The 14,599-nt window shown below is 38.4% G+C and carries 16 protein-coding genes; 6 read left to right on the forward strand and 10 right to left on the reverse strand.

Annotated elements, in window-relative coordinates; all coding sequences use genetic code 11:
• The first annotated feature begins 51 nt into the window (after positions 1-51).
• From yjgA to ACTS4L_RS06975, 4 genes are all read left to right on the forward strand, one after another.
• A complete protein-coding gene (gene yjgA / locus ACTS4L_RS06960) occupies positions 52-573 on the forward strand; it encodes a ribosome biogenesis factor YjgA (RefSeq protein ID WP_440615272.1) in 522 nt (173 codons plus the stop codon).
• Positions 574-576: 3 nt separating this feature from the next.
• On the forward strand, positions 577-1,065 hold the full coding sequence (locus ACTS4L_RS06965; RefSeq protein ID WP_440615273.1) for a retropepsin-like aspartic protease family protein: 489 nt from the start codon (positions 577-579) through the stop codon (positions 1,063-1,065).
• A 75-nt stretch (positions 1,066-1,140) separates the two neighbouring features.
• Complete coding sequence (locus ACTS4L_RS06970) at positions 1,141-1,422, forward strand: type II toxin-antitoxin system RelE/ParE family toxin (RefSeq protein WP_440615274.1); 282 nt, start codon at positions 1,141-1,143, stop codon at positions 1,420-1,422.
• A 16-nt stretch (positions 1,423-1,438) separates the two neighbouring features.
• Complete coding sequence (locus ACTS4L_RS06975; RefSeq protein WP_440615275.1) at positions 1,439-1,741, forward strand: HigA family addiction module antitoxin; 303 nt, start codon at positions 1,439-1,441, stop codon at positions 1,739-1,741.
• 4 nt (positions 1,742-1,745) lie between these two features.
• On the opposite strand, the gene metG is transcribed toward ACTS4L_RS06975, so the two are convergent.
• The gene (gene metG / locus ACTS4L_RS06980) at positions 1,746-3,779 is read right to left on the reverse strand and encodes a methionine--tRNA ligase (protein WP_440615276.1); all 2,034 of its coding nucleotides are present in this window, start codon (positions 3,777-3,779) and stop codon (positions 1,746-1,748) included.
• A gap of 232 nt (positions 3,780-4,011) precedes the next feature.
• On the opposite strand from metG, the gene ACTS4L_RS06985 reads away from it, so the two are divergent.
• The gene (locus ACTS4L_RS06985) at positions 4,012-4,680 is read left to right on the forward strand and encodes a trimeric intracellular cation channel family protein (protein WP_440615277.1); all 669 of its coding nucleotides are present in this window, start codon (positions 4,012-4,014) and stop codon (positions 4,678-4,680) included.
• A 350-nt stretch (positions 4,681-5,030) separates the two neighbouring features.
• Positions 5,031-5,693, forward strand: a complete 663-nt coding sequence (locus tag ACTS4L_RS06990; protein WP_440615278.1) for a ComF family protein — start codon at positions 5,031-5,033, stop codon at positions 5,691-5,693.
• On the opposite strand, the gene udk is transcribed toward ACTS4L_RS06990, so the two are convergent.
• From udk to ACTS4L_RS07035, 9 genes are all read right to left on the reverse strand, one after another.
• Positions 5,684-6,337 (reverse strand): uridine kinase, encoded by a 654-nt coding sequence (gene udk / locus ACTS4L_RS06995; RefSeq protein WP_440615279.1) that lies wholly within the window; start codon positions 6,335-6,337, stop codon positions 5,684-5,686. The genes ACTS4L_RS06990 and udk overlap by 10 nt on opposite strands.
• Positions 6,338-6,422: 85 nt before the next feature.
• On the reverse strand, positions 6,423-7,802 hold the full coding sequence (locus ACTS4L_RS07000; protein WP_440651854.1) for an aldehyde dehydrogenase family protein: 1,380 nt from the start codon (positions 7,800-7,802) through the stop codon (positions 6,423-6,425).
• Between the two features lie 16 nt (positions 7,803-7,818).
• A complete protein-coding gene (locus ACTS4L_RS07005; RefSeq protein WP_440651872.1) occupies positions 7,819-8,616 on the reverse strand; it encodes a sulfite exporter TauE/SafE family protein in 798 nt (265 codons plus the stop codon).
• A 183-nt stretch (positions 8,617-8,799) separates the two neighbouring features.
• A complete protein-coding gene (gene infA, locus ACTS4L_RS07010) occupies positions 8,800-9,018 on the reverse strand; it encodes a translation initiation factor IF-1 (protein WP_440615329.1) in 219 nt (72 codons plus the stop codon).
• Between the two features lie 153 nt (positions 9,019-9,171).
• A complete protein-coding gene (gene pgsA / locus ACTS4L_RS07015; RefSeq protein WP_440615282.1) occupies positions 9,172-9,744 on the reverse strand; it encodes a CDP-diacylglycerol--glycerol-3-phosphate 3-phosphatidyltransferase in 573 nt (190 codons plus the stop codon).
• Positions 9,745-9,813: 69 nt separating this feature from the next.
• Entirely contained in the window at positions 9,814-10,269 is a 456-nt protein-coding gene (dut, locus tag ACTS4L_RS07020) for a dUTP diphosphatase (protein ID WP_440651856.1), read from the reverse strand.
• 8 nt (positions 10,270-10,277) lie between these two features.
• Positions 10,278-11,330: a glutamine-hydrolyzing carbamoyl-phosphate synthase small subunit gene (gene carA / locus ACTS4L_RS07025; protein WP_440651858.1), complete on the reverse strand. Its 1,053-nt coding sequence runs from the start codon at positions 11,328-11,330 to the stop codon at positions 10,278-10,280.
• 85 nt (positions 11,331-11,415) lie between these two features.
• A complete protein-coding gene (locus tag ACTS4L_RS07030) occupies positions 11,416-12,879 on the reverse strand; it encodes a peptide MFS transporter (RefSeq protein ID WP_440651860.1) in 1,464 nt (487 codons plus the stop codon).
• A 145-nt stretch (positions 12,880-13,024) separates the two neighbouring features.
• Positions 13,025-14,599 (reverse strand): hypothetical protein, encoded by a 1,575-nt coding sequence (locus tag ACTS4L_RS07035; protein ID WP_440651862.1) that lies wholly within the window; start codon positions 14,597-14,599, stop codon positions 13,025-13,027.

The following is a 14,599-nucleotide window of genomic DNA, read 5'->3' on the forward strand; positions in this document are numbered from 1 at the left end:
TGGTGTATCATTCTACACATCATTATTACAAAATCCTATTGAAAAACGGCAATGACTGAAGAATATTACCAAGATCATAGCAGTGATTATTCTATCGAAGAAAAAAGTCGCACAAAAGTTAAAAAAGAAGCCCACGATATCACCGACTTCGGTAAGAAATTGACTGAATTAAGTGAAGAACGCATAAAAAAAATGCCCTTAGATGACAAAATTATTGATGAAATCATCAAGGCAAAATCGATGCAACGCATCGCCTTAAAACGTCAGCTGCAATACATTGGTAAACTGATGCGCAATGCTGATCTTAGCGAAGCTTATGCCACTTACGATGGTTATACACAAAAAAATCAGGTTGAAATTGCTAAAATGCATCGTTTAGAGCAATTGCGTGATGCGCTTATTAATGAGCATACGATGAAAGCGACACTTGATAAGTTAATGGATGATCACCCGCATACTGATACACAGCAATTACGCCAACTGATTCGCAATCATCACAAAGAAGTATTACGGCAAAACCCTGGCAAATCTTATCGCCAGATTTTTCAATTATTAAAAGAAACACTAGGTTAAGTAATGCAAAAGCGCTTTATCTATGCTTTTTGGATTGTCATCTTTATTCTTATCACCTATCTTGCGCATTCTTATTTACAACATCAAGAAAACGTAAATCTAACACCAACATCGCAACAAAACACGTTTGAAAAAACAGTTGTTTTAAATGCCTACAATCATCACTATGTCAGCTTTGGCTTTATTAATGGCGTTAGCGTCAAATTTTTGGTCGACACGGGCGCGAGCTCCGTCTCTATTCCTGAGCATATTGCCAAACAAATGGGATTAAAGAAAGGCTTGGGTTATAGCGTCAGTACTGCTAATGGCAGTATTACTGTTTATCAGACAATGATTGATCAATTACGTATTGGCAATATCACATTGAGCAATGTTCGCGCTAGCATCAATCCTCAAGCTGATGATGATTTCATTCTTTTAGGTATGAGTGCATTAAAACAACTGGAGATGATTCAAAAGAACAACACGCTAATTTTAAAGCAGAAAATTTAACAAATTGTATAGTGACCATTTACATTCCTTATTTATTTCGTATACTTCCAATATACAAAATAAAACTTGCCACTTATGATAAAGTCATTCAAGCACAAAGGCTTAAAACAACTTTGGGAAAAAGGTAGCACAAAAGGCATTCAACCCAAACATGCCGATAAACTGCTGAGCCTTTTGACTGCTTTGGATCATATCAGTAATGAGCAAGAAATTATAACTTTGTTTTATCGATTAAGACCTCACCAACTCCATGGCAAGACAAGACCATGGGCATTAGATGTTAATGGCAATTGGCGCTTAACATTTGAGTTAGTAGATGGTGATATTTATATCGTTGACTATAGAGACTATCACTAAAACCTGGAGCATGAAAATGAGCAAACATACACAACACCCTGGCATTGTATTTAAAAGTCTTGTGATTGAGGAGGACAAAGACCTCAACATCTCAAAAGTAGCAGACATGCTAGGAATTACTCGTGTTGCGTTATCTCGAGTGGTTAATGGCAAAGCAAGCCTTACACCGGATCTAGCTGCACGTATTGAAAAAGTTTTTAATATCAGCTCAGCACTAATGTTAAAAATACAGGCATCATATGATAGTCAAAAAGCGACTAAAAAACTGGAAAGCTTGGAACTGACACCTTACCAACCAGCATTCAATCAACCTATTTAGAAACTTAGCTAATACGCATTCCGGGAATTGCCCCTTGATCGGGTTCTAGTAGATATAGTGAATCACCATCACCTGCACATAACACCATTCCTTCTGACAGTCCAAAACGCATCTTGCGTGGCGCCAAATTTGCGACCATTACCGTATATTTTCCTACAAGACTCTCTGGATTATAAGCTGCTTTTATCCCTGAAAACACTTGTCTTTGCTCTTCTCCCAGATCAAGCTTTAAACGCAATAGTTTATTAGAACCCTCGACATGATCAGCTTCAACAATTTGCGCCACACGTAAATCCACTTTGAAGAAATCATCGATTTTGATTTCATCAGCAATGTTTAAACTATTTTCCACTGCAGCCTCAGGGACGGCCTCTGTTAGTTGCTCTGCTTCTAATTGCATCTTTTTTGTTTCCTCAATAATTAATTCAATTTTTTCTGACTCAACACGTGCGATCAATGGTTTGAACACATTGATCTTATGTCCCAACAATACGTTTGGAATCTCAGCCCATTGCAATTGATTAATATTTAAAAAATGCTCGGCTTTTAGTACCAAATCAGGCATTACTGGTTTTAAATAACCGATAATGATTTTAAAGAGGTTGATCGCTAGGCTGCAAACCTCATGCACCGTTTGCGCTTGACCTTCTTCTTTAATCAGCTGCCAAGGCTTATAGCTGTCAACATATTGATTCGCCTGATCAGCAAGATTCATAATGACACGTAACGCTTGGGCAAAGTCACGCTTCTCAAAAAGCGTTGTAATTTCCTCATGTGCTGCATGAAAGCGCTCAATCAGCTCCTGATCATGAATATGCTCAGATAACATGCCATCAAAACGCTTATTGATAAAGCCCGCGCAACGACTGGCAATATTCACAACTTTACCGACCACATCTGAGTTCACCTTTTGCACAAAGTCTTCAAGATTCAAATCGATATCATCAATTCTAGGCGTTAATTTACTGGCAAAATAATAGCGTAAATAATCGGCTTTTAAGTGATTCAAATAGGTTCTTGCGGCAATAAACGTACCACGCGATTTTGACATTTTCTTGCCATTAACTGTTAAAAAGCCATTGGCAAAAACACCTGTAGGTGTTCGATAATCTACGGCATTTAGAATTGCCGGCCAAAAAAGCGCATGAAAATAAATAATATCCTTACCAATAAAGTGATAAAGCTCCGCCTTGCTTTCTTGACGCCAGTAAGCATCAAAGTCAATGCCTGCGCGATTGCATAAGTCTTTAAAGCTTGCAATATAACCCATCGGTGCATCAAGCCAGACATAGAAAAACTTCTTATTATCCGTACCCGGAATTGGAAAACCAAAATAGGGTGCGTCACGTGAGATATCCCAATCTTGCAAGCCTGAGTCAAACCATTCCTTGAGTTTATTCTGCACTTCGGGTTGCAATGCCTTGTTGTGCTTCATCCACTTTTGAATATCTTCACTTAATTCACTGATCTTAAAAAAGAAATGCTCACTGTTTTTTTGAATCGGTGTTTCACCACTAACCACAGACTTTGGATTAATCAAGTCCGTTGGCGAATAAGTTGCCCCACAAACTTCACAACTATCCCCATATTGATCTTCTGCCTTACATTTAGGACAAGTCCCTTTAACAAAACGATCCGGCAAAAACATCTCAGCCTTTGGGTCATAAGCTTGCGCAATTTCACGCGTGCTAATCAAATCATTTGCTTTAAGCTTTAAATAAATATCTTCAACAATCTCTTGATTCAGCGGATGGTGTGTTGAGTGATAATTATCAAACTCAACCTCAAAGTCAATAAAGTCATCGCGATGCGCTTGCGACATTTGCTCAACTAGCTTTTCAGGTTTAACCCCTTCTTTTTTTGCTTTAAGCATAATTGGCGTGCCATGTGTATCACTACCGCAGACAAAGTGACATTGGTTGCCACGCATTTTTTGGAACCTCACCCAGATATCTGATTGAATATAACCAAGCATATGACCTAAATGCAAATGACCATTAGCATATGGCAATGCATTGGTGACTAGAATGTTTCTCATATAAATTGTATAGAATACTGAAAGTATTGGTGATTATATACCAGTTGCACGGTATTTTACAGACTTGTTGATACGCATAATCAATTTAATGCTTTGTGCCAAAATCATAATGTTCATGATTATTTGCAGTGTTCAATTAGTTAGCTCAACTGCCTAAAAAGCTTTGCCTATTTACACTATCTCGGTTTATTATTACAAGCCAATTTAGTCATAAACAACTCTTTAGTAAACAATGTACTTTCTTATTGATAAAGCCATCGTCTTTCAAATCCTTTATGTGATTGGAATCACTGCTGAAAGCATGTCCGGCACGATTTCTGCCGGTAGAAAAAACATGGATATTTTTGGAATTGTCACGATTGCAACCATTACCGCACTAGGTGGTGGCACCGTACGTGATGTTCTTTTAGGGTATTACCCATTAACCTGGGTGATGTATCCTGAGTATATTCTGGTGACTTTTATCGCCTCTATCTTAGCTATTTTTATCGCGCGCCACATTGTTAAACGCCATAAGTTTTTCTTACTCGTTGACGCATTAGGGCTTGTAACTTTTGCTTATCTGGGCAGTGACATTGGCTATAGTGTCGCGCAACACGCGGTAAACAATGACCATTTTATGGTTTATGGCAGTTTCATCATTGCCATATTAATGGCAATTATTACAGGTGTATCTGGCGGGGTGTTGCGTGATGTATTGTGTAATGATGTGCCTTTGGTTTTTCAGGCTGAACTCTATGCGCTTGTCGCAGCATTAGTCGGCATACTCCACGCATTAACACTATATTTCAAAATCGACAATCTCATCAGTGCACTGATTATTATCGCAATAGGCTTCACCCTTAGGTTATGCGCCATATATAAAAACTGGCACTTACCTAAAGTTAAATATTTTTCCTAGTTCAACTAAAGCTACACGCCCATACGCTTACGTGCCATCTTGGATTGGTGATCACAGAATTTTTTATAGCCTTCTGCAAACCTTGCCCACTTTGAAGTATTTGTCGTGCTTGATATACTCATTCTTTATGCTCCTTGACTTATTTGTATTATTGCTTATCGACAGGTGGACATTAATCACTCACCACAGCTTTGATTGAATTTTACACTTATGTTTGCACAATGTACGTTTCATCAAAGTATTTGACCGTATTATTTTTGATACATGGACAGCAAGAATGCATATTCCCAAAAACATGCTTAACTGGTAAGTGTATTTTATAAAACACATCAAGCTGACTGGAGAAATCAATGCATTTGCGCAATTATGCACATAAACTTAAAACTATCGTCTTTTTTAGCCAGTGTATTATTTGTCAACAAATAACAAACAAGGGTCTTTGTAATGACTGCCAAAAAGCACTCACCAAAGAATCTCATAGCCATAAACGCCAACAACTAATAATTAATGGTCAGCCTGTAATTTTCTATGCGTTAAATCACTTTGAAGGATTAACACGTAAACTGCTGTTTTTATTTAAATATCAAAATAGTCATATTGCGGGTAATGCTTTGGGACTATATCTCTCAGCAAGCTTTAAACGTTTACATTCACTTGCTGATGTTGATTATATCTTGCCCGTGCCAAGTCATCGCTTGCGGTTTTTGGTGCGCGGCTTTAATCAAGCAGAAATTTTGGCTAAACATTTAGCCTCAGCTTCTCGCATTGTTGATCTAAGCTCAGTAAAGCGCCACAAGTATACTAAACCACAAGCTAAATCAAGCTATGAACAACGTCAACGTCAAATGCATCATGTTTTTAAGCAAAAGCTTGCGATTACTGCAAAACACCTTTTAATTATTGATGATGTCTATACGACAGGCGCAACACTCAAGGCACTTATCGCATGCATTCAAAGCTTTTCAGGAAATCATATTGATAAAATAAGCGTATTAACACTTTGTCATGCGTGATTATGTCTTAATAATTCACGAACTTTTGAACGAATCACGTCAATCGCAATTTTATTTTTTCCTCCATGCGGCACGATAATATCAGCGTAGCGCTTAGATGGCTCAATAAACTGTAAAAACATTGGGCGCACCGTTTCTAAATATTGTGTCACCACACTATCAACTGTTCTGCCACGTTCTTTCTGGTCACGCACCAAACGACGGATAAATGACACGTCCATCGGGGTATCCATAAAGATCTTTATATCCATAAGCTTACGTATATTCTCATCAGTAAATAGCATAATCCCTTCTAAAATCAAAATGCTCGTCTGCGCGCTAATTGATAATGTTTGACCTTTCACACGACGATGTGTTGCATAATCATATAATGGAACTTCAATATTTTGACCCGCAATGAGTGATTCTAAATGCTCTTTTAATAAACTGTGTTCAAAGGCATCTGGGTGGTCATAATTTAACTTTTCTAACTGTGTTTTTGATAAGTGACTATTATCACGATAGTAATGATCCTCAGATAACACCATCACTCTTGCGGATTCTAAATCCTCAAGTTCCTCAACAATCGTATTAGATAATAAACTTTTCCCAGAACCGGAACCGCCGACAACACCAATGATGACAATATTTTTATTACTTTGCATCCGAGTACATGATTTGATGAGTTTGTGACATTCTAGCGACTTTTCTAAAAAAAGCAGCAAAATTTTCTAATTGTTATTGAGCTTATCATCCAATTAATACCGTTTTAATATTAGCAAGCTCACGCAGCGCCTCTAATGAACACTCCCTGCCATAGCCTGATTGCTTGACACCACCAAAAGGTAGTGCTGGATGCGAGGCAACACATTGATTAATAAAACACATGCCCGCTTCAATGCGCTTTTCTGCTACTTCTTTGGCATACTCAATATCTTTGGTAAAAATCGCACTACCCAAGCCATATTGAGAATTATTTGCAAGTTCAATGGCCTCCTCATCACTCCCCGAATAGCTAATAGCGATAACAGGACCAAACATTTCCTCCTGAAATGCCAACATCGAAGGCGTGACATCCGTTAGGACAGTTGGCGCATAATAAAAGCCTTGTGCATTATCTATTTCAAGAAACTTTCCGCCTGTCAATAACTTTGCACTTTGCTCAATGCTCACTTCAATCTGGCGATGCAAATTATCACGCAAATCCAATCTTGCCATAGGCCCCATAGTTGTATTCTCTGCTAACGGGTCGCCAATATTAATTTTGCTAATGGCATTAAGTACTGCTTTTTCAAATGCCACTTTAATAGATTTATCAACAATCAATCGCTTTGGTGAAATGCATACCTGACCACTATTGAGCATTCTGACATGAACTATTTCTTTAGCAACTGCCTCAACATCGACATCTCTACGAATAATATAGGCATCTGACCCACCTAGCTCCAGCACAGTTTTTTTGCAAACCTCTCCGGCTTGCTTGGCAACGATGCTGCCGGCGCGATTGCTACCGGTGAGTGTTACTGCGGCAATATCACGATGTTTAATAATATGCTCAGAATGTGCAAGATCAATCACCACATTGCTTAATATTAGTTGTCCTATTGCTTGCGTAAATAGTGATTCAATTGCACAAGCTGAGCCAATGACATTCTCCGCATGCTTTAATACGATACCATTGCCAATTAAGATATTAGGAATCGCGGCACGAAACACCTGCCAGAAAGGAAAGTTCCACGGCATAATCATATAGATAACACCAAGCGGCGCAAATACACGCTCAGCATTTAGGCCTGGATAGTCGATTTTTTGTGAGCTTAACATTGCCACCGCATGTTCTGCATAATAGTCACACAAAAAAGCACACTTTTTAATTTCAGCAATACTTTCCTTCAGTGTTTTGCCCATTTCATTCGTGATTAAACGCGCATATTGATCAATATTTTGCAATAGCAGTGATTTGATTCTTTCGACACTTTCAATACGCTGATCAATCGCGTGACTTCGCCATAATGATTGTGCATTTTTCACTTTTTCAATTGTTTGATCTATTTCAGGTAAAGTAAACACTTGATAGGTATTTAAGCGCTGACCATTACTTGGATTAATCGTTTGATATTCTTTTTTCACATTATTCTCCTTCGTTTTAAATAAGCATCGTGACGGCAACAAACAACATCATTGCAATATAGATAATTTGTAAATATTTATGTGAAATGAGTGCGGTTACTTTAACACCAACATTAACGCCAATCACGCTAGGAATAAGCGCCACTGAAAAAAATACCAAATTCAAATAGCCAACACTATACGGTGGTAAATTATTAGCATGCCAACCAAAGAGCACAAAAAAGCCAGACATCACTAAACATAAAACCATCGTAATTACGGTTGATGTACCAATTGCTTTACGAATATCTAAACCGCATTTCGTTAAAAACGGAACAAAGAAAACCGATACACCTGAAAGCATCGTACACATTCCAGATAGAAATGCGCTAATTGCTTTTAGTGGCAGTGGTGCCTTCCATACTTTCAGCACGACTTTGAGCTTGCGCCACATCCAAACTGCCATAACAATAACAATCAGTGCAAAGATAACCTTTAAGTCATTACTACTAATCGCTGTCATTAGAAACACACCTAAGACCCCACCTAAAAGCACACTAACCATTGCCCAACGCAAGGTGTGATAACAGATTTGTTTATATCTATGCTGTTTAAAGCTTGCAAAGAAACCCAATAGAACACTCGAAGTAACGCCCGAGGCAATCGCAACTTGCATTAAGTGATCACTTGACGGATAGGCATATTGCATCAATAAATAAAAGCCAGGGACATTAATAAGACCAGCACCGCCACCAAATACACCTGATACAAAACCGGCCAAAAGTGCTACCAAACAAATAAGTACAATTAGTAAAGTCAAACTCAATTTATACACTCTCTTAACATTACAAACACCAATAGTGATGTTTTGTTTAAAGAGCAATATTACTTAGGCATACGCTTGTATACAAGCAAGAGCTTGCTAAATTCCCAAAAAAACCTCTAACGGGGGGGAGTGTACAAAAAATGACAGTCTTTATCAAACTTTAAAATATCGAGAAGTGTGATTTTTTATTTGTTATTTATTACGGAATTTAATACGACCTTTGGTTAAGTCATAAGGTGTCATCTCAACAGTAACTTTATCCCCTGTCAAAATACGAATATAGTTTTTACGCATTTTTCCTGAAATATGAGCCGTAACAATATGCCCATTCTCAAGTTCAACGCGAAACATGGTATTTGGTAATGTCTCAACTACCGTACCGTCTAATTCAATACAATCTTCTTTTGCCATTGCTTGTTTAAATCTCTCTATATCTTCAACTTCAGCACTTTTATAAGTACCCAATAAAATAAGCGTGTGAATCATGCACTATTTTAAAAAAATATTCAACACCTAGTGTTGATCTATTGAAACTTTTCGAGATTTAATTGGTCTAGCGATCTGCTAATCTCTAATTGCACCACTGGCTTTAATCGCCTTGTAAGCTGCTGATAGATATAACCACATTGAATAAACCGTTAAGATAACGGCAATATATAACAATACAAATCCTAAAATAACCCAGATATTTCCTAGGTCTTTTGGCTTTAATAATAAAATAAAAATTGCCGCCATTTGTGCCGCTGTTTTTACTTTACCGACAAAGGACACCTTAACCACTGAGCGCTGACCAATTTCTGCCATCCATTCACGTAATGCTGAGACAATAATCTCACGGCAAATAATAATAATCGCAGGTAACGCCACCCACGGATAAGGATAAAGTGCAATCAAAAGCCCAAGCGCTGTAGCTACCATCAACTTATCTGCAACTGGGTCTAAGAAGGCACCCAGCTTTGTCGTCTGCTGAAAGTAACGTGCAAGAAAGCCATCTAACCAATCAGTTAGTGCTGCTAATAAAAATAAAGTCGCACTAACCCCATGATGATGCGGGAAAGGAACATAAAATGCCACAACTAAAAAAGGAATAAGCAATATCCGTAGCATGGTTAATATATTTGGTACTGTCCAGATCATCTTTGTTATAATCCTTTTATTGACTGACGCAGTTAGTGTAACAAAGCACCTAGCTTGCGACAAGTTTGTTTATACCCCAGTATGACCAAAACCTCCCACACCGCGTGTGGTTTGACCACCAAATTCTTCAACCGCAACAAAGTTTGCTTGAATCACAGGAACAATCACTAATTGTGCAAAACGCATTAACGGCTCAATTGTAATCACATCATTTGATCGGTTCCAACAAGAAACCATCAACTCCCCTTGATAATCCGAATCAATCAAGCCAACGCTATTACCTAAGATAAGTCCTTTTTTATGCCCCAAGCCAGATCGCGGCAAAATCATGCCTGCAAATCCCACATTGGCAATGTGAATCGCAATGCCTGTTGGTATCAACTCACATTGCCCTGAACTTAACTGAATATCTTGCTCAATCGCTGCGTGCAGATCAATCGCGGCTGAACCTTTTGTACCATACTCTGGAATTGCAGCAAAAATTTCAGGTCGTAATAATTTTAATTCAATCGTTGTTTGACTCATCTCACCACCTACAGTTGTTCGACAAATCGATCAAAAAGCCATGCTGTGTCAACCGGACCTGGCCCCGCCTCAGGATGGAATTGTACCGATGAGTATGGCAACTCTTTGTGCTTAATCCCTTGAATGGTATTGTCATTAAGATTTCTAAACCAGACTTCCCAATTCTCAGGCATGGTTGCTTCATCTACTGCAAAGCCGTGGTTTTGTGAGGTTAAATAACTGCGATTACTTCCTTCTAACAAGCACGGATGGTTCTGCGCGCGATGCCCAAATTTAAGCTTATAAGTTTTAGCACCAATCGCAATACCCATGATTTGCGACCCTAAACAAATCCCAAAAATAGGTTTTTGTGGCGATTTTGCCATCGCTTCTTTTAATACATTAGCAGTGGTTTGACAACGCGCAGGGTCGCCTGGTCCATTGGATATAAACACACCATCATAAGATTCTTTGGTGTAATCATAATCATAAGGCACACGCTTCAAAGTCAAATTAGAATACTCACACAAATAACGCCAAATATTTGCCTTCATACCACAATCAACAACAATGACCGTTTTCTCGCCTTGTCCATGTGTTAGTGGCTCATCAATCGTCACTTCCGAAACTAAGTCAAGATCGCTAATATTGGGATATTTTTTCGGCAGATCCTTACCAACGACAATGGCACCTGAAACAACACCATGATGACGCAAGACTTTAGTTAAGGCACGTGTGTCAATATCAGCAATGATTGGGGTATTATATTTTTCACACCATGCTTGCAATGATGACTCCCCTTGGACTCGCGCATAAAAGGGAGCTAACTCTGAAACAATAACACCAGCAGCATGAATCTGATCCGACTCCCAATGCTTTTGATTTTCAACACCGTAATTACCAATCATGGGATAGGTAAAGCAAACAATTTGTCCTTTGTAAGACGGATCAGTTAATACTTCTGTATACCCTACCATACCGGTATTGAACACAATCTCTCCGTAATTAATGCCTTTAACCCATGTTGGCACTTTGCCCTCGAACACTTCCCCGGTCTGTAAAACAAGCTTTGCTGGAATCATGAAAAAATCACCTTGATTGAAGTTGATCTATTCTATGAGATGAGTCTTCAGATTGCAAACTCAGTGCACTAATTTTTAGACATCCTTAGGCATTTTGCTTTCTAGCGAAGTACATCACTAAAGAGACCATGATTAACACGATACAAGCGATTGCTGAAACTTTGGTAATCGCACCAAACACATTATAGTAATTACTGGCACTTTTAATTAAGAAATCTCCCGCAGTTTTGACCGTTTCGACACTTGTTAATGTCGCAATTTCTGCTGCGGCATAGTTCGCAATAGATCCCGTTATCAACATATAAAGACCTGCCAGAAAGCCAACCGATCCTCCGGGGTTTAGGCGTGTAATCTCAGATAAAGCAACAGGGTCAACAAACAGCTCAGCAAAACCAATAACTGCCATACCAACAACCACCCACATCATTGAAGCATGCCCATCTGTGGTCGCTGCAATTTTTGCACCCATCATAATCATAAAGAAGCCAAAAGTTAGAAACAGTAAGCCAAAGGTGATTTTAAACAGCGCGCTTAACCTAACGCCTGCTTTAATCAACCAATACCAAACTTGTGACATAATCACGCCACCGATTAAAATGGCAAATGGATTAATTGATTGAAACGCTGCCGCTGGAATGGTAAACCCATCAAAGTCACGAACAACATTGCGTTCAATAAACAAGCTAATCGAGCTCCCGCCTTGTTGATCAAATGCCCAAAAAATCAAACCAAATATCATAAAAAAGCAAATTGCCAACAGTGATCTTTTATCTTTTCCATCAAGCTTAATAAATAAGAAAAACAAGAAATACAGGCTGACGATAACACATGCCAACAATATCCAACCGGCAAACAAATAATACAAAGCAAAGCTAAAAAATACCGCAGAAACTACGATTAATAACACCGTAATTGGCAGCACTTTGATGCTTAATATCCCTTTTTCCTTTAATGCGCTCCACTGCGGATCATTACCTGCAACAAAGTGCCTACGCCCTGTTATGAAGATCACCAAGCCAATCGCCATGCCAATGGCAGCTAACAAGAAGCCATAATGCCAACCCCATGCTTGTGCTGCCCATGCGCATAAAATCGGTGAGATAAAAGACCCAATGTTGCCGCCAACATACATTAATGCAAAACCACTATCGCGCTTAGTGTGCTCTCTTGAATATGTCGCCCCCAAAAGACAAGATACATTGGTTTTAAATAACCCATAACCACAGATGATCAATGCTAAACCAAAATACAAGCCGCCACCATCTAAGCCAAGCACTAAGTGCCCTGCGACCATGGTTGCAGCACCTAACAAGGTCGACCAATAATAGCCTAAATAGCGATCTGCAATGACGCCACCGACGATAGGTGTGACATAGACAAGTGCGGTATAAGCACCATATAGTGCATAGGCATGATTGTCGGTAAATAAAAGTTTTTGTGTTAGATAAAGCACCAATAGCGCACGCATACCATAGTAGCTAAAATACTCCCAGACATTTAGTGCAATGGCATAATAAAGTGACTTAGGTTGCGTCTCAATTTGAGTCATATAAATTCCCTGATAACCATGTAGAGAAATAAGCATATCAGAGATTTAATAAAAAACTATTAAAATGATGGAATTTAGCAATTGGCATTTTGAGCGACAACGTGGCTACAGAGCCTCTTTAGATGCTAGCATCCCAAATGGTAGATCAAAGTTTTATTTCATTGGATTTTAGCCACTGAATCACTGGGTAAGTATATTGATAGCCCAGTTGCGTAATCTGATAACCTGCGTTAAAAGATGGTGATGTATAATTCAGTGCCTGCCATTGATCATCTGTATATTCAAAGATTGATAGTTGATTTTCATGATCACTGCCTTTTTTAACCTTTTCACCAATCAAAAAGACTGAGTTGCCAATGACTTTTAAGTTGTTTGCGCTTGTTGCTGCTGCTGGAATATCCGCTAACTCATGACAATGCATATCATCACCAAAATGCCCATATTCGTAATCAATATCACATTGAGCAAGCGTCTTATGACTGTGTCCGGCATCAACCAGCGCATAAAAGGACATACTATCTGGAATTACTTGTATTGATTCGATTGCCTTATAATAATTTGGAAATAAATAAGATGCGGCAGGATGATTGATTATTTCACTACCATCATCTTCTGCTGGTTGCGTTTTGTGATTAACCAAACTAATACGATATTGTGATGGATCCATTTTTTCAGTATCTATTACAGCTAAATAGTCATCACGTTTAAAGTAAAAGCTTTGCTCTAAGGTTGTTTGAGAAAGATATAGCGGCTCTATCCCTCCTGACGTATTAATCTTAGTAAATGCATTATGTTCATTACTTATCATATAATAATTATTGTATTGGTCTAACCAAACATTTGTATCATCTATCGGATATACCTTACCATCTATCGAAAAAATCTCATTCCATGCATAAGTTGAATCTTCAAGCTTACCAACTAGCATAATAAGTTTGCTAAATGATTTATCTGAGACAAACGCATGAATGTCACCTTTATCACTCGTTACTACTCTAACACCAAGGTAGTTATATTGACTATATGGAAAATTAAGATTAACCCAAGTTCCATTAATATTTTTTAATAACTCGAAATGCTTTTGTCGATCCCAAGAAGGCCCGTCTTCAGCTATCACAGCAAGTGTATTATGATCAGAATCATTCTCTAACCAATAGAGTTGATCAATTTGACCTGAATGTAAATATTTTCTAACGTTATCGGGATTAACGCCATTATTACTCATATGATAAAGAGCATAGTATTTAGACATATCAGGCATCTCAACATACAAGGCTTTATCTTTTCCTAAATCAAAACCATACGTTTGACCAAGTGCATTAATCGTCAGCTGTGCTGCACTTACATCGATATCACTTGGGCTATACATATATAAATGGCAAGCATCACCTGTATCAAGACTTATCTTACCCTCATTGATCTGGCAGTAGTCTGGACAGATGTCAGCGCTGCACCATGTTGTGTTATAGCTTGGATCACTACCATTATTGCCGTTATAAAACATGACGCTTTCTGGCATCGCACTGAGTTCTAGCACAATATCTTCAATCTTAGTGTCACCATTATTAGTTAACTTAACTGCCCCCATATTAGACTGTGGAGAACCATCCTCAGTTTCAACAACGATATTAGCCGCTGCTGCCTTAATATAAAATGGTTCATTAACTTCTGACATCAGGTTGTTTGCTTGATCGATATGCAACATATAACCATCTGGCAC

This window comes from Cysteiniphilum sp. 19S12-1, from assembly GCF_052030685.1.
In the GTDB taxonomy this organism is placed as follows: Bacteria; Pseudomonadota; Gammaproteobacteria; order Francisellales; family Francisellaceae; genus Caedibacter.